This is a genomic window from Klebsiella sp. P1CD1 (assembly GCF_003790505.1).
In the GTDB taxonomy this organism is placed as follows: domain Bacteria; phylum Pseudomonadota; class Gammaproteobacteria; order Enterobacterales; family Enterobacteriaceae; genus Klebsiella; species Klebsiella variicola.
In genome coordinates this window covers 2,585,371-2,606,472 of record NZ_CP033631.1, presented here as the reverse complement: position 1 = coordinate 2,606,472, position 21,102 = coordinate 2,585,371, and the positions used below count along the sequence as shown (strand labels likewise).

Genomic DNA, 21,102 nt, shown 5'->3' with positions numbered 1-21,102 from the left:
TTACACGGTATGGATGCGAATATCGTGCTGCTGAAAGGCAACGCGATATTCGCGACTGATGTTCTCTTCCACCACCAGCACATCGATATCGCTGCTCGCGGCCACCACAAACCGTGCCACTGCCGGAATTTTATCCGAGGTCAGGCCGACGATAATTTCGCTGCACTGCTTAATCACCGCTTTCTTGAACTCGCAGTCGGCGTAGTCAAAACCGGTCAGGCCCGACTCTGGCGCCATGGCGCAGCCGCCGATAAAACCCTGGTCGAATAACATGCCCTGCACCTGAGCCACCGCCGCGGCGCCGACGCACCCGCCGCTCGCCCGCTGCACCTGGCCGCCGAGGATCACCACGTCATACAACGGTTTTTTCACCAGTACCGCGGCGATCTCCGGGGAGTTCGTTACCACCGTCAGCGCCAGCTCAGCGGGTAGCGCCTCGGCCATCGCCAGATTGGTGGTCCCGGTATCGACGAAAATCGTGCCGCCGGGCTTCACCAGCCTGGCACACTGTTGCGCGATCCTGACTTTTGTTGCTCGATTTTTATCTTTCCGTTCACTGTAGTCCCCGGCCTCCGGCAGGCTCAGCACCGCCCCGCCATACACCTTTTTACAGAACCCCTCGCGACTGAGCTCATGCAGATCGCGGCGGATGGTGTGCTCCGACACCTGAAGCCGCGCCGCCAGCTCCGCGCACACCACTCTGCCGTTTTCCTGCAGGATCTGGCAAATCAACGCTTGTCGCTGTTGGGGAAAAGCAGCATAATCGAGCACGATAACTCCTTAAATTATCAAAAACGAGCAACAGCAAGCATGATCGTCTGCGCTGCTTTGATTGTCAATGTTCCTGCCCGGAGGTTTACCATGAAAATTGCCCATTTCGCCCTGTGGACCCAACAGCTCGACGTCCAGGCCCGCTTCTGGGTGGAGTTCTTTGCCGCCAGCATCAATGAAAAATACCTCAGCCAGACCAACCCCGGCTTTGCCTCCTATTTTGTCACCATCGACGACGAGGTGGTGATCGAGCTGATGACCAAGCCTGGCCTGCAGCCGGCCAGCGCGGATAATAACCATACCGGCTGGGCGCATCTGGCCCTCTCGGTAGGCGGGGCGGAACAGGTCGATGCCCTCGCCCAACGCGCCGAGGATGCGGGGATACTGGTTTCGCCGCCGCGTACCACCGGCGACGGCTATTATGAGGCGGTGATCGCCGATCCCGATGGCAACCTGATTGAAATCGTCGCATAGTCAGCAGACCGCCAGTATTCAGGAGGCATTCATGGCACGTTACCGAATTATCGACACCGCGACCTGGCCCCGCCGGGACCATTTCACCTTTTACCGACAATTTGCCAACCCCAGCTTTAACCTCTGTGTCCCGATAGCGGCGCAGCGCCTGTACGAATGTGCGAAGGACCGTCGGGTCTCGTTTTTTCAGCTCGCGCTCTATGCGCTGCTGCGCGCGGCAAACGGAGTACCGCAGCTACGGCAGCGCGTGCGCAATGATGAGGTGATTGAATATGACAGCCTGGCGGTAATGACGCCGGTGATGACCGTCGAGGAAGGATTCCGCCAGGTATGGTGCGACAACGCCCCCGAGTTCACCGCCTTCAGCGATGCGGCAACGCCGAAGATCGTCGCGGCAAGAGAGACAACGCCGGCACCGCTCATCGTCGATGGCGAGCATTTTATCTGCGCCAGTTGTCTGCCGTGGCTCCACTTCACCTCGATGACCCATGCGGAATATGCCGTAGGCGCGGCGGTGCCCGCGCTTACCTGGGGGAAACTACAGAACGGCGTGATCCCGGTAGCCGGGCGGTTTAACCATGCCTTCGTCGACGGTCTCCACGCCAGCCGCTTTTTTGCTCTCGTGGAAGAGGGATTTAGCGACCCCGAGCGGCTCTGGCAACCGTTAACCGAGACCGCACCCTCACTGCTCGCCCCTGCGGCAAAGAAACGCTGAGGTCCTCGCCACGCTCACCGCCTGACAGCCTTCCTTCGGTCCGGCGGTCGCTTTCCTCTCCTGTTGCCTTTGCAACAGCCGGCGCAAAACGGCGCTGCATTTGCAGCAGTCCGCTCCATCAGCTGACATAGCCAACCCGCTTCCTATCACGACTGCGCCTTCCTCTCTCGCTGGCACGTGTTTTGCTTACCCACACATATAACCCACAGGCATTATGAATTATTTATTTATCTAATTTTTGCATAAGCTATTCACTGAATAAGAGAGAAGATGATGTCAGCCAGTTCACCCGCACAGCCTTACACCCAGTCCACGCCGCAGGCGCATATTATTGCCAGCGATGCGGAAGCCCTCGCCATCGCCCATGAGATCGCCGCCGTGCTCAAACCCGGCGCCGCCGAGCGCGACCGGACGGGCATTGTCCCGGCGGAGATCGTCAACACCTATTCCAACAGCGGACTGTGGGGCATCACGGTGCCGCGCCGCTTTGGCGGCGCCGAGGTCTCGGCCGCGACCCTCGCGCAGGTTATCGCCATTCTCTCTGCAGCGGATCCGTCGTTAGGCCAGATACCCCAGAACCACTACTGCCTGCTGGAGGATATTCGTCTGCAGGGTAGCGACGACCAGCAGGCGTTCTTTTTCGCCCAGGTATTACAGGGCTATCGCTTCGCCAATGCCCTGTCGGAAACCGGGGGGAAAACGGTCCTTGATATTCGTACCCGTATCGAGGAAGGCGCAGACGGTCTGCGGATCAATGGCCGTAAAGGCTACTGCACCGGCTCGCTGTACGCCCACTGGATTGGCATTCTGGCGCTGGACGCCGACGACCGCGCCCAGCTCGCTTTCGTCCCCCAGAACAGCCCGGGGCTGACGGTGGTCAACGACTGGGCGTGCCTCGGTCAGCGCACCACCGCCAGCGGCACCGTGCTGGCCGATAATCTTCCGGTTAATCCTTTCCACCTTTTCCCAACCTGGAAGTCCTACGCCAGCCCGACCCTTGCCGGCCCGTTCGCCCAGCTGACCACCGCGGCGATAGACGCCGGGATCGCCCGCGCGGCGCTGGACGATACCGTGGCGTTCGTACGCCACAGCGCCCGGCCGTGGATCGACGCCGGTGTGGCGCAGGCGAGCGACGATCCGCTGACTATCTACCATATCGGTCAACTGGACAGCCGCCTTGCGGCAGCCGACGCGCTGCTGGAGCGGGCGGGACGGGTGCTCGACCGCTATAAAAATGACCTCAGCGAGGAGCATGTCGCCGAGGCGTCGCTGGCCGTCGCCCGCGCCAAAATCTGGACCACCGAAGTGGCGCTGGAGGCCGCCAGCCGCCTGTTCGAGCTGGGGGGCACTCGCGCCACCGGTGAGTCGCTCAATCTAGACCGCCACTGGCGCAATGCCCGGGTGCACACCCTGCACGACCCGGTTCGCTGGAAGTATCAGTTGCTTGGCAACTGGGTGCTGAACGGCATTCGCCCGCAACGACATGACTGGAACTGATATGACGAGTCTGCTGGCGTTTTTCGCGGAAATCGACTGGAACGATGTGGCCCAGGCCGCCCTCGATACCCTTACCATGCTGGCCTGGTCGCTGGGATGGACCGTACTGCTGGGGCTTCCGCTGGGGATTGTGCTCTATCTCACCGGTGAGCCGCGTTTGCTGTACGCCCCGCGCCTTTACCGCCTGCTGTCATTGTGCGTCAACGTACTGCGATCCCTGCCGTTCATCATTTTGCTCATCGTGATGATCCCGGTGACCACGTTGCTGACCGGCACCTCGCTGGGGGTGGAAGGAACCATTCCGCCGCTGGTCGCCGGCTGCGCCCCGTTCTTCGCCCGGCTGGTGGAAACCGCCCTGCGCGAAGTGGAGCACGGCCTGGTGGAGGCCAGCTGGTCGATGGGCGGCAGCACCTGGCAGCTTATCTGGCACACGCTGCTGCCGGAGTCGCGGGCCGGGCTGATCGCCGCCGTGACCGTGACGGCCATTTTGCTGGTCGACTACACCTCGATGGCGGGGGTGATCGGCGGCGGCGGGCTGGGCGATCTGGCCATTCGTTTTGGTTATCAGCGCTTTCAGACTGACGTGATGGTGGTCACCGTCCTGATGCTGATTGCGCTGGTACAGCTTCTGCAAATGAGCGGCGACCGCCTGGTGCGCTACGTCAGCCGCAAATAACTTACCCTTCTCTGCTCAGGAAACCCTTATCATGAAAAAATCCATTATTGCCGCCGGACTGCTGGCCCTCTTCTCCACCGCAGCGCTGGCTAACGAGACGCTGATCGTCGGCGCCACGCCGGTGCCGCATGCGGAAATCCTTGAATTTGTGAAGCCGGTGCTGGCAAAGGAAGGCGTCGATTTACAGGTCAAGGTGTTTAACGATTTTATTCAGCCTAACCAGCAGCTGGCGGAGAAACACCTCGACGCCAACTACTACCAGTACCGGCCATTCCTCGATAACTACAACCAGACCCGCCACACCAACCTTGTACCGGTGGTGGGAGTGCATATCGAGCCCTTCGGCGCCTACTCCAGCAAATACACGACCCTCGCCGCGGTGCCTGACGGCGCCACGATCGCCATCCCTAACGATCCGGTGAACACCGGCCGCGCGCTGGTGATGTTAAGCAACGCCGGGCTGATTACCCTCAAGGATCCGCACAACCCGCAATCGGCAACCAAGGACATTACCAGCAACCCGCATCACTTTAAGATCCGCGAACTGGAGGGCGCCATGCTGGCGCGCGCGGTGAAGCAGGTCGACCTGGCCTTTATCTTTGCCAACTATGCGCTGGAGGCCGGTATCGACACCGATAAAGCGTTGCTGGTGGAAAAAGGCAGCGATCTGTACGTCGAATATCTGGTGGCGCGCCCGGACAATATTCAGGACCCGGGCATTCAGAAGCTGGCGCAAGCGCTGCATTCGGACGCAGTTCGTCAGTTCATTCTTACGCGTTATCAGGGCAAAATTTTACCTGGATTCTAATCACCGCGGGCAGCGGCGTCAGCCGCTGCCCGGGCTAACGGAGCGCATCATCGTGACGCATATCCCCGCCCCACCGACCCACATTGAGTTTGCTGGTATCAGCAAAGCCTATCCTAACGGCGTGCAGGCGCTACAGGACATTGACCTGACCATCCGTCAGGGCGAAATTTTCGGCATCATCGGCCGCAGCGGCGCCGGAAAATCCACCCTGCTGCGCCTGTTTAATCGTCTGGAAAATGCCGACAGCGGCGAGATGTTCATCCACGGCGAGTCAACCGTGCGCTACTCCACGCGCCAGCTGCGCGATCTGCGTCGGCGGGTGGCGATGATTTTTCAGCACTTTAACCTGATGGCCACCAAAACCGTGGCGCAGAACATCGCCTTGCCGCTGAAGATGGCTGGCGTCCCGGCCGGCGAACGCCAGCGTCGGGTCAGCGAGATGCTTGAGCTGGTGGGCCTCAGCGCGCTGCGCGACAGCTACCCGGCCCGCCTCTCCGGTGGCCAGAAACAGCGGACCGGCATCGCCCGGGCGCTGGTCACTCAGCCGGAAATTCTGCTGTGCGATGAGGCAACCTCGGCGCTGGATCCGGAAAACACCCTGTCGGTGCTAACCCTGCTCAAGGAGATTAACCAGCGCCTGGGCCTGACAATCGTGCTGATCACCCACGAAATGGAGGTCATTCGCACCCTCTGCGATCGGGTCAGCGTGCTTGAGGGCGGGCGCATTGTCGAACAGGGCGATGTCTGGCGCGTGTTTGGCAACCCGCAGCACCCGGTGACGCGCGCCATGCTCGGCCTGCAGCACCCCGATCGCCCGGAGGCCGGGCCACCGCTGCGCGACGGCGAGCAGATCGTGACCTTACGTTTTGACGGCAGCAGCGGTCGCGAACCCAATCTGCAGCATATCGCCAGCCTGCTGGGAGGCGACGCCCGACTGCTGTACAGCAACTGCGAGCGCATTCAGGGCCGGGTGATCGGCCAGCTGCAGGTCCGGCTGAGCGGGCCGCTGGCCGCCAGCGCGCTGGCGCAGGATGGCTGGGTCGCAGACAGCATTCTGACTCACCATCATCAGACAGCGGAAACCACTGCTTCTTAGCCATCGAATGGGATTATATTCCCGATCCTTTGCTAAGGATAATTAGTTATAAATCATAGCGTTTCAGTGTTAGACAGGGCGAAGTGCGCCTCTTATCTTTCGTCATGAATTGTAAATAACCACGCAATTATTTGATGAGGTAGCACTTTTGTCCAGATTACAACAAGGATTAAAAACCCGAAAAACCCGCTTCGCCCTGGCGCTAAAAGTGGCCCTGCTCGGCGGCGTGGTAGCATTTTCTTCTGTTGCCCATGCTGAAGGGATCCTGAAAGAAGGCATCACCCCGGCCACCGACGCCAGCCAGATCCCGGCCAGCGCCAAACTGCGGAAAGACACGGTGGTGGCCGGGATCTCCGAGCCGCAGGGGATCTTTAACCCCTACTTTTTCGTCAACGGCTGGGATGAGAACGTGACTAACGTCATTTTTTCACGCCTGATCGACTGGGACAGTCAGGGTAAACTGGTCCCGGGACTGGCGGAGAGCTGGACGGTCAGCCCGGACAGTAAAGTCTATACCATCAAATTGCGCCCTGGCCTGACCTTCAGCGATGGTTCACCGCTGACGGCGGAAGATGTCGCCTTTACCCTGACGGTCCTGCTCGACCCCAAATATGATGGCGATACCGACATCACCCTGGCCAATATCGCCGGCGGCGCGGACTACAAAGCCGGCAAGGCTGACAGCGTCAGCGGCCTGAAGGTCATCGACCCGCTCACCCTGCAGGTGACCACCACGCAGCCAGGCGCCACCACGCTGGCCAAAATTGGCGGGCCGGTGCTGTCGAAAGCCTGGTACGGCAAAGGATATCAGCGGGGAAATCTCGACTATCTGCGTTCACTGCACGGCAAGCCACTGGGCAACGGCCCTTACGTGTACGACAAATACATTCCCGGTCAGGAAATACGCTTCCATGCCAATAGCCATTTTTACCGCGGAACGCCACCAACACCGCGCTTTATCTACCGCGTGACCAATCCGTCGACCAACTTCCAGCTGTTCCAGACCGGAGAGACCGACTATGACGCCTTTACCTCACGCCCCGACGATATTGAGCAGCTGAAAATGCTCGGCTTCGCCAACATTAATCTTTACGGCTCCAGCGACTACAGCCAGGTGGAGTTCAACGTGCATCGCCCGGCGCTGCAGGATAAGCGCGTGCGCCAGGCGCTGATTTACGGTCTGGATCGGCAGAAGCTGATCGACGTGGTCTATCAGGGGTACGGCAAAGTCGCCATCGAGCCGATCGCCCCGATCTCCTGGGCCTTTAACGCTGAAGGCGTCAACCCTTACCCTTACGATCCGGCACAGGCCAAAAAGCTGCTGGATGAGGCCGGCTGGAAACCTGGCGCCGACGGTATCCGCGCCAAAGACGGCCAGCGCCTGGAGCTGACCCTGCTGGTGAGCAAGAAGGTGCTCAACGACGCTCTGATCCCCATCGCCAAGGAGAACTGGCGGCAGATTGGCGTACTGCTGAAGCCGCAGGTGGTGGATTTCAATGCCCTGATGGCGCAGCGTAAAGCCGGAAATTACGATCTGGCCTCCTTTAGCACCAGCACCCTCAACGACCCGCACGATGGGGTATGGGATTTTTACAGCAGCGAAGCTAAAGAGTCCGGCTACCATAACGCGGAAGTCGATAAGCTGATTAACGCCGGCAACGCGGTGCTCGACATTGAACAGCGCAAGCCGATCTACCACCAGCTGTATAAAGTGCTGGCCGACGATCCGCCGGTGATCCTGCTTGGCTATCGCAACATTCTTTCCGCCAGCAGCGCCCGCGTCAGCGGCTTTAAGCCGGATATCTACAACGGCCTGACCGGCAGCCTGCCGGATGTAAAAATCGTCAAGTAAATCCCCCTGGCCGCCGGGTTAACCGGCGGCTGATGTGAGACCGTCATGAAAAATTTCATCCTGAGGCGCTTGCTGCAAACGCTGCCGATGCTGCTGCTGGCCTCCTTCATTATTTTTATGCTGTTTGCCAAAACCCCCGGCGACTTTATCGATGGCAATATCACCCTGACCGCCGCCCGCGCCGCAGAGCTGAAGGCGATCTACGGCCTCGACCAGCCGCTGTTCACCCGCTACCTCTACTGGCTGGGACAGCTGCTGCGCGGTGATTTAGGCTTTTCACTGCAGTATCAGATCCCGGTCAGCCAGTTGCTCAACCAGTACATCTGGAACTCTTTTCTGCTGGCCAGCGTCGCGCTCGTCTTTTACTGGGGCATTGGCCTGGCGGTCGGCGTGGTTTCTGCCCTGCGACCCGGCTCCTGGTTTGATCATCTGGTGAGCGTCGCGGTGTTTGCCGCCATGTCGTTCCCCACCTTTTTCCTCTGCCTGCTGCTGATTAAATGGTTCGCCGTCGATCTCCACTGGCTACCGGTAGGCGGGATGACCAATACCGGCAGCGACGAGAGCGGCTGGCAGTATGTGCTGCAAGTGGCCGCCCACCTGGCGCTGCCGGTGCTGGCGCTGGTGATGCTGCAGGCGGGCAGCCTGACGCGCTATGTGCGCGCCAGTATGCTCGACGTGGTGAAAATGGATTTTATCCGTACCGCCCGCGCCAAGGGATTGCAGGAGCGCACGGTGATCCTCAAGCATGCCCTGCGCAACGCCCTGCTGCCGATTATCACCCTGCTGGGCTTCGAGCTGCCGGGGCTGTTCTCCGGGGCGATCATTACCGAAAAGGTGTTCAACTGGCCGGGGGCAGGCCACATCCATATCGACTCGCTGGCCGCCCGCGACTATCCGGTGCTGATGGGGTTTACCCTGTTTCTGGCGGTGCTGACGATCGTCGGGAATTTGCTCGCCGACGTGCTGTACGCCTGGGCCGATCCGCGTATTCGGGTGAGGTCATGATGATCCTGTCTTACTTTGCTTCCCGTCGCCGCCAGCGGCAGGCGGCTATCCCGGCGCTGGCGCATATTCCCCCCTCTCCCTGGCGCCAGGGGTGGCGACAGCTGCGCCGTAACCGGCTGGCCATGTTCTGCCTGATCCTGCTGGCGGTGATGGCGGTATGGTGCGTGCTGGGGCCCGTCTGGTCGCCATGGAGAGATGATGCCACCGATGCCCTGAGCATCAACCAGCCGCCCGGGGCGGAACACTGGCTCGGGACCGATTTCCTCGGGCGCGATGTCTACACCCGCCTGCTGCTGGCCGGGCGCATCTCGCTGATTATCGGCCTGCTGACCATGGTGATGTCGGTGTGCCTCGGCTACCTGCTCGGCGCCCTCTCGGGTTATGTCGGCGGGTTAACCGACAAACTGATCATGCGGGTGGCCGACCTGGTGATGACTATCCCCGGGTTACCGCTGTTGATCGTCGCCGGGGCGATGCTTTCTGAGCTCGATTTTTCCCCGGACTCGCGCATTTATATGGTGGTGGTGATGCTCAGCCTGCTGGAGTGGCCCCGACTGGCGCGGCTGGTGCGCGGACAATGTCTCTCCCTGCGCGAACGCGATTTTATGCTGGCCACCCAGGTGCTGGGCCTGTCGGCGCGTCGCCGGCTGTTTGGCCACCTGCTGCCGAATACCATTCCGATTCTGGTGGTGATGGCGACCATGGCCGTCGCCAACGCCATTCTCAGTGAATCCGCGCTGAGCTATCTCGGCCTCGGCGTGGTACCGCCGACGCCGTCGTGGGGCAATATGATGGATGCCGCCAATAGCCTGATCGATTTCCAGCGCCGCCCCTGGCTATGGATGCCGCCGGGCATCGCCATCTTTATCACCGTGATCGCCATCAACGTGCTGGGCGATGGCCTGCGCGATGCCATGGATCCCAATATGAAACCGAGGCTGAAATGACCACGCCGTTAGTCGCCTTTAATCATCTCTCCGTCTCTTTCGCTGGCGAACGCACCCGCGTGCGCGCGGTGCAGGAGGTCTCTTTCACCATTCAGGCCGGTCAAACCGTTGGCGTGGTGGGCGAATCCGGCTGCGGCAAAAGCGTCACCGCCATGGCGCTGATGGGTCTCCTGCCACCGCAGGCGGCGCGCATCGACGGCGGCGAGATCCGCTTCGCGGACCGCGATCTGCTGCGGCTGAAAGCCAGACAGATGGCCGACCTGCGCGGCCACCAGCTGGCCATGATCTTTCAGGAACCGATGTCGGCCCTGAACCCGGTGTTGACCATCGGGGAGCAGCTGTGCGAACCGCTGATCCGCCACCTCGGCGCCACGCCGAAAGCCGCCTGGCAGCAGGCCATCCAGCTGTTAAGCGAGGTCGGCCTGGCGCGCGGCGACAGCCTGATGACCCGCTACCCTCACCAGCTTTCCGGCGGCATGCTGCAGCGGGTGATGATCGCCATGGCGCTGAGCTGTCAGCCCAAACTGCTGATTGCCGACGAACCCACCACCGCGCTCGATGTGACCGTGCAGGCGCAAATCCTGCGCCTGCTGCGTGACCGGGCGCGGGCCAGCCAGATGGCGATGATGCTGATTACCCACGATCTGGGGGTGATCGCGCAGATGGCCGAGCAGGTAGTGGTGATGTATGCCGGACGGATCGTGGAACAGGGCGCCACCGCAGAGGTGCTACGGCATCCGCAACATCCTTACACGCGTGGGCTGATCGCCTCCCGCCCGGTGCCGGGTGAGCGGCGTCGGCGGCTGTACTCTATTCCCGGCCAGGTGCCGGATCTGGCCGCTCTGCCGGCGGGCTGCGCCTTTGCCGGGCGCTGCGAGCGGGCGACGGCGCGCTGTCGGGAGGCGATTCCGCCGCTGCTCGGTGAGCGCCAGCGGGCCGCCTGCTTTTACAGCGAATTTGCGGAGGCGACAGCATGAGCGAACGCTATGTTATTGAAGTGGATGGATTGAAAAAATATTTTCCGCTGCGCGACGGCCTGTTTGGCCAGCAGACTGGCGAGCTTCGCGCGGTGGACGGCGTCAGCTTTAACATCCGTCCGGGCACCATTTTTGGCCTGGTGGGCGAGTCCGGCAGTGGTAAAACCACCGTCGGCCGGACCCTGCTTGGCCTGTATGAGAAGAGTGCTGGCAGCGTGAAATTTCACGGTCAGGAGCTGGCCGACCTGACCGCGCCTGCCCTGCGCGCCATCCGGCCCAGAATGCAGCTGGTGTTTCAGGACCCCTATAGCTCGCTGAACCCGCGGCTTCGTATTGGCGACGCGATTGGCGAAGCCATGCTGCAGCACAAGCTGTGCACCCGCGATGAGCTGTATGACCGGGTGATCGCCGTGATGAAGATCTGTGGCCTGGCGCCGGAACACTATGCCCGCTTCCCGCATCAGTTCTCCGGCGGCCAGCGCCAGCGGATCGGTATTGCCCGGGCGCTGATCCTCAATCCGGATTTTATCGTCGCCGATGAGCCCATCTCGGCCCTTGATGTGTCGATTCAGGCGCAGATCATCAATTTGTTTTCCGACCTGCGCGACGAGCGCGGCGTCACGTTCCTGTTTATCTCCCACGACCTCGGGGTGGTGGAACATTTATGTGATGATGTGGCGGTGATGTATCTGGGACAGCTGGTGGAAAGCGCCAGCCGCGATGCGCTGTTCAGCCGCCCCCTCCATCCCTATACCCGCGCCCTGCTGGCCGCGGTGCCCACCCTCGATCCGCACAGTGAACCGCAGGCGCTGGTGCAAGGTGAGATCCCGGATCCGGCCAATCCGCCCCCCGGCTGCCGCTTTTCATCCCGCTGCCCGCAGGTCAGCGAGCGGTGCAGGAGAGAAGCTCCGGCGCTGCGCGAGGTGGCCCCGGGCCATCGGGTCGCCTGCCATGGGGTCGCGTCCTGAGCACAGTCGATGGGGTTATTTATTTCTAAACAACCGTCCGATTGTGCGCGGCAGCGCCAGGATTTACTATCCGCCCCGTCTTGTGAGACGCGTTATGAATGAAGCGTAATATTTTTGTTCATTTTTGCCCGATGGCTTCGGGCATTTTTTTCTCTACGCCCGGGAGCGATCCTGTCGGCAACACATTTAGCGGGGCGCGGTCGCCCGTCTGTCAAAACGCAGCAATGGAATTGCTTGTCCGCGTCCCGCTATCCCTTTCCCTTTATCTTCCCCGCCGGTGATTAAAAACCGGCAAAAAATAAGAAATGATGAGATTGCCAGGGGTATAGCTTTCTCTTATGTTTTAAGCGTGTACTCCCCATTCAGGAAACAACATCATGCTTAAGCGTCGCACTCTTAAAACAGCACTGGCGGCGGTTATTTCTCTTGCCGTCATGGCCGCGCCGGCGTATGCCAATCCGGGTAATGGCAACGGTAATGGCGGTGGTAATCACGGGAACAGTGGTAACCATGGCAATAGCGGCAATCATGGCAATAATGGCGACCATGGTAATAAAGGCCAGAATAAAGGTCAGTCTGCTGACGAGCATGGCAACCGCAAAAACTATGGTAAACCCGACCACGTCGACAGCGATATTAGTTTCTCACGGGCGCGCTCCCTTGCCGTGAACTACGGTCTGGTCGGCTATCAGGCGCTGCCTCCGGGTATCGCCAAAAATGTTGCCCGCGGCAAACCGCTCCCTCCGGGTATCGCGAAAAAGACCCTGCCGGCTTCCATGATTAACGACCTGCCCTATTATCCAGGCTATGAATGGCGCGCGGTCGGCGATGACCTGGTGCTGGTCGCCCTGAGCACTGCCATCGTGACCGCCGTGATTAACGGTGTGTTTGACTAAATCACCTGCTTATTGAAAAGCCTCGCCCCGGCGAGGCTTTTTTGTGCCTGGCGCTGGAGCGTGACGACTCACCGGCATAACCAGTATGATAACGGTTCAACCAACCCGGGACAGACTATGGACAAAGACACTGTAGTGACGCTGTTGAAATACAAGCGCTGGATTGACCTTGCCACCTTACAGGCGATCCGCGCGATTGACGGTACGGTATATGGCGAGAAACGTCACCTGACCCTCAGGCTGATGAACCATATCCATGTCGTTGACATGATTTTCCGGGCGAACCTGCGCGGCAGGCCGCACGGTTACACCGCGCTGAATACCCCCGAGACGCCAACCGTTGATGAGCTGGAAACGGCCATGACCGCCTGTACGGATGAGTACATTCAGTACGTCAGCGCCATGACCCCCGCCGATTTCCACGAACGTATCGCCTTCAAATTTGTCGACGGCGGTGACGGCAATATGACCGCGATGGAGATGCTGAACCACATGCTCTTTCACGGCGCCTATCACCGTGGGGCGGTGGGCTGGATGATTAGCGAATGCGGCGGCGTGCCGCCGAAAGAGGTGCTGACGGTTTTTCTGCGCGACCATCATTCCTGAGGATGCGAAACCATCAGCCGTGAATCGCGCGGAGGATCAGCAGAAGTTCAGCCTGATGACGAGTATGGGTTTTCCGGTACAGGGCGCTGAGGTGGGTTCTGATCGTGGCGATGGATACGCCCAGATGTAAGGCGCATTCATCCGGCGTCATGCCCCGCACCAGCAGCTCCGCCACCGCATTCTCGGCGGGTTTGACGTTAAACAGCTCCATCAAGGCGCTGCCGGTGAGAAACGGTTCGGGAATAATCACGCAGGCGACCCCGGCAAGGCGGGTCGCCGGGATCACGAGGATCGGTTTCGGCTGACGCCCGGCAGTATAGCACAGCCCTGCCTTCGGCGGCTCTACCGTCCGGGTGGCCTGCTCGATGGCGCGTTTCAGCTTTTTACTGTCGGTATCGAGGCACAGCGTATCGCCCCCGCTATACCAGGAGAGGCGGGCGTTGGCGCGCAGGTAGCGTTCGGCATGCGCGCTGGCGTAGAGAATTCTACCGCCATGATCCACCAGCCATACCGGGTAGATCCCGTTGTCCATCACCGCGCTCTGGTATTTAATGGTGTCCCGCAGCTGTTCAAACCGGGCGTGAAGCTGGCAGGCGGTTTTTAACGCCGGGATCAGGCGTCTGAACAGTTCAAACTGCACCGGCTGCGGATAAGCCGCCGTATTGGCCGTCATCAGTGACAGATAGGTGGCATAGCCATTGATGGTGCACAGCTTGACGCTGGTGAGATGATTCAGGTCGTTGGGGTGATGAAATTCATTGTAATAGACGCTGCCGGCAATAAACTTATCGCCTAAATATTCCCGGTCCCGATATATTTGCCCGACTGGTAACGCGGTCAATATTTTTTCGGCGGGATCGATAGCCAGAAAGACGTCGCGATAGGCGGTAAAGACCTTCTCCTCGAGCAGGAATGAATCTGTCAACAGATGGGCGTTGCCTTTATCGTAAAACAGAAATGCCGCGTACTGATGACCGGTCAGTAACGCCAGTTTCTGCAACGCCGATTTCCACAAATCAGGATCCAGGGTGGCCATCAGCACCGTTTCCAGGATCTCGATGTAAATCAGTTCCGGATCAATCGCCATACCGCCACCTGTGAGTCACTGTTTCCGCTGCCGGGGCGGCGCATGTGGCCGCCCTAATCAGCATAGTTCCGCCAGTGAAACAATGACAGTTCCGGTTCGCTAAGCAGACCGGGAAGCGTGACGCCACCGCGCTATCAAGGGGGTTCAGCATCCACTGTCGCGGGTTTGGATAGCGCCCGCCTTCCGGCATAGCGTCCGCCAGACCATCAGGGCGCACACCAGGGTGACGACCGCCAGCCCGCTAAACAGTAGCGTATAAGCAGAGTCATAGCTCTCGCGCAGCGCCCGGAGGGAAAAGTCAGGCAAAAGCGCAGCCGCCTGCGGCATATTGCCAGCCCCCAGCCAGCCTGCGGCGCGGTCAATCACCTCAGGCGCATACCCGTGAACGCGACTCTGCAGGGTCAGGTTATTGCTTGCCGTTAATACCGCCGAAACGACCGCCAGGGCGATCCCCTCGCCGGCAACGCGAACGGTATTGAACAGGCCTGCCGCCATACCGGCTTTCGCCATCGGCACAGCGGAAATCGCCAGGCCGTCCATCAGCCCCCAGGGAAACGCCGCCCCAGCTCCACAGAGGATCAGCGCCAGCACCAGCTGCGGGAGATGGTGGCTGTGAAAAGCGTTCCCCAGCAACAGCAACCCGACGGAGGCCATCATCAGTCCCGCCGTGGACACGTGCCCCGGTGAAAACCAGCGGGTGAGCAGGGCCGCAACGGATGGGAAAACCAGCATCGGCGTGGTCAGCGCCATCAGATACAGTGCGCTCTGCGGCTCACTCATCCCCTCTCCGCCCATAAAATGCAGGGGAACAATAATCAGCAGGACAACGTAGCAACAGCAGGTGGCGACAGGCAGCAACAGTACGCCGACAAAACGCGGATGACGCAGCAGGGAGATGTCCAGCACCGGGTTGTTCACCCTCCGGCAGCGCACGACAAACGCCACGAACAGCCCCCCCGACGCGATGAGCAAGGCCAGCGTGGTCAGGGATAAAAAACCGCGGGCCGGAATGACCATGAGCGATGAGGTAAACAGCATCAGGGCCAGCGTAAACAGGAGTAAGCCGAGGTTGTCGGGTGTCCGCGGCTCGCTTTTTTCTGCCGCGGGCAGATACGCCAGTCCGATAAGCAGCACCCCTGCCGAAAGCAGCGCAAACAGGGCGTATACGCCGCGCCAACCCACCGCGTCGGTCATGAAGCCGATCAGCAGCGGGCCAAACGCCAGGCCGGCGCCGAACACCGTGCCCAGGATGCTGAATGCCCGCGTCCGCTGAGCGCCATCATACAGCTGGGCCAGCGCCGCACTGCCGCTGGCTAAAATCATCGCCGCGGCCAGGCCCTGCAGAGCCCTCAACACGCCTGACAGGAAGAGATTGTGCGTCAGACAAAACAGCAGGCTGCTCAGGCAAAACAGCGCGGCGCCGACGATAAAAATACGTTTTCTGTCGATGGCATCCGCCGTCACCCCTGCGGCCAGCAAAAAGCTGCCGAAGGTCAACATAAAGCCATTGGTCAGCCACGACAGCGCAGCGGGAGAGCCGCCCAGCGACTGCTGTATCGCGGGGGTGGTCATGACGCCGCCGGTAAAACTTAACGGCAGCAGCAAGGCCGCCATAAAGACAGAAAGCGCGGCCAGGGCGCTGGCGTATCGGGAAGGTGTTCTGGCGGTTAGTAACATCGGGCGGCCCTCATCAGTCGGCAAGGAATGAATAAACTGTCGCCATCCTATTGCGGATGTTATTGCCGATAAATAGACTGAAAATATCTTCTTAAGAGACATAAGGTTTATAATCGATGGACAGCCTCACCTCGCTGACGTCCTTTGTCCGCACCGCCGAAACGCTAAGCTTTGTTCAGGCCGCCAGGCTGCTGGGCATATCTGCCTCGGCGGTGGGTAAGAATGTCGCCCGGCTTGAGCATAAACTGGGGGTCCGGCTGTTCAACCGCAGCACCAGAAACGTCAGCCTGACGGCGGAGGGGGCCGCATTTCTGACGCGCTGCCAGAGTATCCTGGAGCAGATCCAGGAGGCCGAGTCAGAGCTGACCAGCAGTCTCTCACAGCCCACCGGCAAACTGAGGATTTCACTGCCCGTCATTGGCTACCGCCTGCTGCTCCCCGCCCTCACCGCCTTTACCCGTCTTTATCCGCAGGTTGAACTGGATCTCGACTTTAGTGACCGGCTGGTCAATCTGATCGATGAAGGATTTGATGTTGCTATCCGTAGCGGTGAATTAGCGGACTCCCGCTTGATCGCCAGAAAGCTGGGGGGCTTTCGTTTTGTGCTCTGCGCCAGCCCGGCCTATCTGGCGGAATACGGGCCCCCCGACTCGCCAAAGGAATTGGCGGCGCACAAGTGCATTTTTTTCCGCTTCCCCGCGACGGGGCTGATCCAGCCCTGGGAACTGCGCGATATGCGGCTGACGGGAGATTTCAGGGCCGCTGCCGTTGTAACGGTCAATAACATTGAGGCCGCCATTCGCTTAAGCGCGGCGGGGATGGGCATCGCTTATGTGCCTGATTTTGTCGTGCGCGAGGCCATGGATGAGGGACAACTGCAGGAGGTGTTGCCCGGCAGTTGCGTCAAGGATGGGCATTTCTCGGTCCTGTGGCCCGCCAGCCGCTACCTGTCACCGAGAATACGCTGTTTTATCGATTTTATGGCTGCGGCAGAGATACCCTTGTCACCCGCATCGGCGCCCCCTATCCCTTGTGTCTAACAATTTGTGGTGATTAGCTACCCCCACTGAAGCAGAGTGTGCCGCCCCCTTCCCCTAAGGTCAGAAAAGTCTGCACCGCTGAATCTTGATTTGCAGCACATGGCCCTCCGCTTCACCTTTCACACCAGCTCATCAGGTTGAACGGTTAGTCGGTTTGAGGTTTACTCAACAATTACGACGATTTTGCCAACCTGTCCATTTGCTTCCATATAGCGCTGTGCATCCGCAATATCTTCAAGCGGGAATATTTTATCAATGACAGGTTTCAGTTTGCCGGTACGTAAACCTTCGGTGACGAAGGATTTTGCGCGTGCCATTTTTTCAGGGTCTGTCGTAATTTCAAACAGCTCATATCCGCGCAGCGTGAGATGCTTACCGAGAATATCAAAGACAGGCACAAGCAGGTCGCGACTGTCTAGCGCGCCGTACTGGAAGAACATACCTTGCGGTGCCATCACCTGGGTCAGTTTTGCCACGTCCGGACCACCGACAGGATCAAAAACAATATGGGCGCCCATGCTATCTGTCGCATGATTGATTTCCGCAACCATATCCTGCTCAGCGGTAGCTATAACAGTGGCGGCACCAGCTTTTAGAAGCATGTCTCTTTTTTCGGCAGTCCGGGTAAGCGCAATGGGTTTAGCACCCAGCATGTTAGCTATCTGTATGGCAGCCAGTCCTACGCTGCTTGATGCTGCGCGGATCACAACATTCTGCCCAGCCTGAAGGTTGCCATATTCAACCAGTGCGCCATATGCAGTGACAAACATCATCCAGCTTGCAGCTGCCTCCTCGAAGGAAAGGTTTTCAGGATGCTTCACCACAGCATTTACCGGGGCATTGACCAGTTCGCCGTACATGCCGTATTCATTAAACATAAACGAAGGAATAACGCTGACCCGATCTCCAGTAACAATCCCTTCAACATGCTCACCAACGGCCTGCACGACGCCCGAGGCCTCGTAACCCAGGCGTGCTGGAAATTCCGGTTCAATGACATACTGACCGTTACGGTACATGATTTCTGCACGGTTAAGACCAATAGCATGTACGCGAATCTGAACTTCACCCGCTGCTGGTGCGGGCACCTCCACATCTATAACTTCCAAAACTTCCGGACCACCGGTGCGGTTAAAGGTAACAACTTTAGACATATTCAGCTCTCGTCAGTTATCAGCACATCTTTAGAATATTGTTGAAGACATGCCCGGTTCATTTACTGACAATCTACGCTGCTATAAACGTCCCAAAAATAGCTGACAGGGAACTTCAGTATTAATTATCTATTAATAATCCATTGGTTTCAGCGGTTCTGCATGGTCAAAACTTCACTGAACCAGTCGATAAAGACCCGTACTTTGGGAGATAGGTAGCGCCTGTCCGGATACATCACCGACACGGGCTTAGACACAGAAGGATATTGCGTCAGAATCTCTTCAAGAGCTCCGGAAGCAATATGTGGGGCAAGGGCGTTAAAGGTGGCCTGGATTATGCCGAGGCCCGCGAGGCCACAGGAAAGCAGAATATCTGAATTATCAACCAGCATGCTGCCCACGGGACGCAACGAAACGATCTTCCCATCCTTAGTAAATTTCCATTCCATCACATCACGACTGTGGTCGCTGAAAAAGTTTATTGCCCGATGCTGATCCAGATCCGCAAGTGTTTCCGGTCGTCCATGTTGTAGCAGGTAAGATGGGGCTGCACAGGTGACCATCCTGATGTCGCCAAGACGTCTGGAGATAAAACTCGAATCCTGAAGCTCACCCAGGCGGACAAGACAGTCCACACCTTCAGTGATTAAATCGGTTCTTTTGTCCGATGAAACCAATACGACATCAATGTCAGGATACAATGACTGGAAATGTTTGAGATTAGGGATCAGTATGGCGTGAGCCAGCGCCAGCGGGACATCAAGCCTGAGCCGCCCCCGAGGTGGAAGGGTAGGTGAAAAACTCGCCATCATGTCATTAACTTCAGACAATACAAGCCTGGCGCGATGATAAAACGCCTCCCCTTCAGCCGTAACGCTCAACTTACGGGTAGTGCGATGGATGAGTTTTACGCCGAGGTCGTCCTCTATCTGCTGTATCGCTTTGCTCACGGTGGGACGATGAATCTGCAGAATGTCAGCGGCTCTTGTAAAGCTGCCCTGCTCAACAACCTGTACGAAAATATTAAGGTATTCAATCATGTTTGAATGCACGTGATCACCTGGCTTTAGTTAGGCTGTTTGTAGCTGGCATTGTAAAGTAAACAATTCCGATGGGCACCAAGTTAAGGACTTGATGGCTTTCAAAATGTCCGCTCCTGGCTGGGAGTTCAATGTCTGCTGTGAGCGAGGAGCAGACGCTGAAGTCTCCCTCAATGAAGACAACTCATGCCGCTGCGTTAAATTATCGGAATTGAATGGCAGCTCAATGTGCCATTTCAAATGTCACATCGATATTACCCGTATGCCTGAAAATCCCAACTCCAGAGTGGATACGACCCACTTTCTGAAGGTTACCTATCCGTTCATTGTTCTGTTCGTACATGATGACGAAGCTGTGGCGGGGAGCCCAGTAAACAACATCGCCCACTTCATAACCGCTGGTCTGCGTTTCGTTTGCAGGCAGGGCATCCGGGAACCGGTAGCACATTTCGCGTCCGTAAAGATCTTCCATGGGCAGCGTCAGCGGAAAGCGAGAGACCAGCGCCCGGGTGGTGGCATTGTCATAAAACGTTGCCGTCATCACCTGGTCACCTGCGGTGATCTTGACCCGAATACCTTCGGCCTCGGCACCCAAAGATGAAAATGACACCGCCGTTAGGGAGGCCAGAGCAAGCATGACTGGTTTGAACATAAAACTCTCCGTTATTTTTATATTTTCAGGAATAACGGCACTGCAATAGTGCCGTTCAGAAACATTATTTATCTGATTTCAGATTGGTGTTAAAAAATGAGACCAGCTTGTCCCACGGGATGAGTTCAGTGCGGTCATACAGGTCGATACGGTTAGCGCCCTTAATCTCCACAAGCTCCTTCGGCTCTGCGGCCATTTTGTAAGCTGTATCGGTATAGGTGCGGGATGGTGCAGCATCACCCACGACAAAGAGTATTGGTCGCGGTGAAATGGACTCGATATCGATAAACGGATGGAAGTTCATGAATTTCGCATAGGTCGCCGGTGTTGAGCGGCGATCGTTGGATGCCACCTTACCGCGCTCCGTCTGATAAAAGTCATTGGACTCTTTACCTTCGATGAACACCGGATCGTTTTGCCCGGGACCATAAACGGGTTGCCCGGTTTCAGCAGTTTTGTAGCGTTGTTCTGCTGCAATCGCCAGGTCCTTGTTTCTCATTTCCACGGTCCGCTCATGGTTCAGACCGGTACGAAAATATTCGCCCATGTCGTACATGCTGACGGTGGCGAGCGCCCTGATGCGGGGATCCATTTTTGTCGCGGCGATGGCAAAGCCGCCGCTACCGCAGATACCTATCACGCCAATTTTTTCACGGTCCACAAATGCGCGCGTTCCGAGGAAATCAACTGCGGCGCTGAAGTTTTCTGCATAAACATCAGGCAGCACGGCACCACGCGGCGTACCCGCACTCTCACCCCAGAAAGACTGGTCGAAGGACAGCGCAACAAAACCGGCCTCCGCCATTTTGGTTGCGTAGAGGTCAGCAGCCTGCTGTCTTACTGCAGCAAAAGGATGACCGACAATAAGGGCGTCATATTTTTTACCGGCTTCCATATTGCGGGGAGTAAATAACGTGCCGGTAACTTCCATACCGTAAATATTTTTGAATTTAACGGTTTCAGTCTTCACTTTATCGCTTTTATAGAAATTATCCGCACCGTGAGACATATCCGCCGCGACGACTGTGTTTGCTCCCATACCCAGAGCGACGCTAAGTATCGCCAGCGCAGCCAGGGTTTTTAATTTCCCTTTTGAATGCAATTTCATATTACCTCCTGAATTAAAAAGCGGTGTTAAGACAAACGGAGTGAACAATCCGGAGA

19 protein-coding genes and 3 pseudogenes are annotated in these 21,102 nt (G+C 58.2%); 14 read left to right on the top strand and 8 right to left on the bottom strand.

The genetic code is table 11. From position 1 onward, the window contains the following. The gene (locus DTA24_RS12980) at positions 1-771 is read right to left on the bottom strand and encodes a DeoR/GlpR family DNA-binding transcription regulator (RefSeq protein WP_016161215.1); all 771 of its coding nucleotides are present in this window, start codon (positions 769-771) and stop codon (positions 1-3) included. A gap of 90 nt (positions 772-861) precedes the next feature. Between DTA24_RS12980 and DTA24_RS12975 the strand changes: the two genes are divergently transcribed. The 13 genes from DTA24_RS12975 (at position 862) to DTA24_RS12915 (ending at position 13,288) form a co-directional block, all read left to right on the top strand. Beyond that, on the top strand, positions 862-1,245 hold the full coding sequence (locus tag DTA24_RS12975) for a VOC family protein (protein WP_012541498.1): 384 nt from the start codon (positions 862-864) through the stop codon (positions 1,243-1,245). 31 nt (positions 1,246-1,276) lie between these two features. Beyond that, positions 1,277-1,960: a CatA-like O-acetyltransferase, family 1 gene (locus DTA24_RS12970; protein WP_023297753.1), complete on the top strand. Its 684-nt coding sequence runs from the start codon at positions 1,277-1,279 to the stop codon at positions 1,958-1,960. A 270-nt stretch (positions 1,961-2,230) separates the two neighbouring features. Continuing rightward, entirely contained in the window at positions 2,231-3,457 is a 1,227-nt protein-coding gene (locus DTA24_RS12965; RefSeq protein ID WP_008804594.1) for an SfnB family sulfur acquisition oxidoreductase, read from the top strand. 1 nt (position 3,458) lies between these two features. Further along, on the top strand, positions 3,459-4,133 hold the full coding sequence (locus DTA24_RS12960; protein ID WP_008804593.1) for a methionine ABC transporter permease: 675 nt from the start codon (positions 3,459-3,461) through the stop codon (positions 4,131-4,133). A 31-nt stretch (positions 4,134-4,164) separates the two neighbouring features. Continuing rightward, positions 4,165-4,941 (top strand): MetQ/NlpA family ABC transporter substrate-binding protein, encoded by a 777-nt coding sequence (locus DTA24_RS12955; RefSeq protein ID WP_008804592.1) that lies wholly within the window; start codon positions 4,165-4,167, stop codon positions 4,939-4,941. 52 nt (positions 4,942-4,993) lie between these two features. Next, entirely contained in the window at positions 4,994-6,037 is a 1,044-nt protein-coding gene (locus DTA24_RS12950) for a methionine ABC transporter ATP-binding protein (protein ID WP_008804591.1), read from the top strand. 148 nt (positions 6,038-6,185) lie between these two features. Beyond that, entirely contained in the window at positions 6,186-7,889 is a 1,704-nt protein-coding gene (locus DTA24_RS12945) for an ABC transporter substrate-binding protein (RefSeq protein WP_008804590.1), read from the top strand. A 45-nt stretch (positions 7,890-7,934) separates the two neighbouring features. Beyond that, positions 7,935-8,894: an ABC transporter permease gene (locus DTA24_RS12940; RefSeq protein WP_046620088.1), complete on the top strand. Its 960-nt coding sequence runs from the start codon at positions 7,935-7,937 to the stop codon at positions 8,892-8,894. Then, positions 8,891-9,841: an oligopeptide ABC transporter permease gene (gene opp4C, locus DTA24_RS12935; RefSeq protein WP_012541495.1), complete on the top strand. Its 951-nt coding sequence runs from the start codon at positions 8,891-8,893 to the stop codon at positions 9,839-9,841. Before DTA24_RS12940 ends, opp4C begins: the two co-directional genes overlap by 4 nt. Continuing rightward, positions 9,838-10,818 carry an ABC transporter ATP-binding protein gene (locus DTA24_RS12930; protein ID WP_100680440.1) on the top strand — a complete coding sequence of 327 codons (981 nt, stop codon included), beginning with the start codon at positions 9,838-9,840 and terminating at the stop codon, positions 10,816-10,818. The genes opp4C and DTA24_RS12930 overlap by 4 nt, the downstream gene beginning before the upstream one ends. Continuing rightward, entirely contained in the window at positions 10,815-11,786 is a 972-nt protein-coding gene (locus DTA24_RS12925; protein ID WP_012541493.1) for an ABC transporter ATP-binding protein, read from the top strand. Before DTA24_RS12930 ends, DTA24_RS12925 begins: the two co-directional genes overlap by 4 nt. Positions 11,787-12,163: 377 nt before the next feature. After that, a complete protein-coding gene (locus DTA24_RS12920; protein ID WP_008804585.1) occupies positions 12,164-12,682 on the top strand; it encodes an anti-virulence regulator CigR family protein in 519 nt (172 codons plus the stop codon). 117 nt (positions 12,683-12,799) lie between these two features. Next, positions 12,800-13,288, top strand: a complete 489-nt coding sequence (locus DTA24_RS12915; protein WP_123836869.1) for a DinB family protein — start codon at positions 12,800-12,802, stop codon at positions 13,286-13,288. A gap of 36 nt (positions 13,289-13,324) precedes the next feature. Here the strand turns inward: DTA24_RS12915 and DTA24_RS28845 are convergent. The 3 genes and pseudogenes from DTA24_RS28845 to DTA24_RS12905 form a co-directional block, all read right to left on the bottom strand. Then, a pseudogene (locus DTA24_RS28845) lies at positions 13,325-13,580 on the bottom strand (transcriptional regulator). 681 nt (positions 13,581-14,261) lie between these two features. Beyond that, positions 14,262-14,375, bottom strand: a pseudogene (locus DTA24_RS28840) (LuxR family transcriptional regulator); the annotation flags it as partial. A 144-nt stretch (positions 14,376-14,519) separates the two neighbouring features. Next, positions 14,520-16,052 carry an MFS transporter gene (locus DTA24_RS12905; protein WP_123836867.1) on the bottom strand — a complete coding sequence of 511 codons (1,533 nt, stop codon included), beginning with the start codon at positions 16,050-16,052 and terminating at the stop codon, positions 14,520-14,522. A gap of 116 nt (positions 16,053-16,168) precedes the next feature. Here DTA24_RS12905 and DTA24_RS12900 point away from each other — a divergent pair. Beyond that, a pseudogene (locus tag DTA24_RS12900) lies at positions 16,169-17,105 on the top strand (LysR family transcriptional regulator). A gap of 148 nt (positions 17,106-17,253) precedes the next feature. Here the strand turns inward: DTA24_RS12900 and DTA24_RS12895 are convergent. The 4 genes from DTA24_RS12895 to DTA24_RS12880 all read right to left on the bottom strand — a co-directional run bounded on the left by DTA24_RS12895 (position 17,254) and on the right by DTA24_RS12880 (position 21,046). Beyond that, the gene (locus DTA24_RS12895; protein ID WP_123836865.1) at positions 17,254-18,246 is read right to left on the bottom strand and encodes a zinc-dependent alcohol dehydrogenase family protein; all 993 of its coding nucleotides are present in this window, start codon (positions 18,244-18,246) and stop codon (positions 17,254-17,256) included. A 149-nt stretch (positions 18,247-18,395) separates the two neighbouring features. After that, positions 18,396-19,286, bottom strand: coding sequence for a LysR family transcriptional regulator (locus DTA24_RS12890; protein WP_012968014.1), 891 nt, complete (start codon positions 19,284-19,286; stop codon positions 18,396-18,398). Between the two features lie 223 nt (positions 19,287-19,509). Next, a complete protein-coding gene (locus DTA24_RS12885) occupies positions 19,510-19,938 on the bottom strand; it encodes a cyclophilin-like fold protein (RefSeq protein WP_012968013.1) in 429 nt (142 codons plus the stop codon). Positions 19,939-20,002: 64 nt separating this feature from the next. Then, a complete protein-coding gene (locus DTA24_RS12880) occupies positions 20,003-21,046 on the bottom strand; it encodes an alpha/beta hydrolase (RefSeq protein ID WP_123836864.1) in 1,044 nt (347 codons plus the stop codon). Between the last annotated feature and the right edge of the window lie 56 nt (positions 21,047-21,102).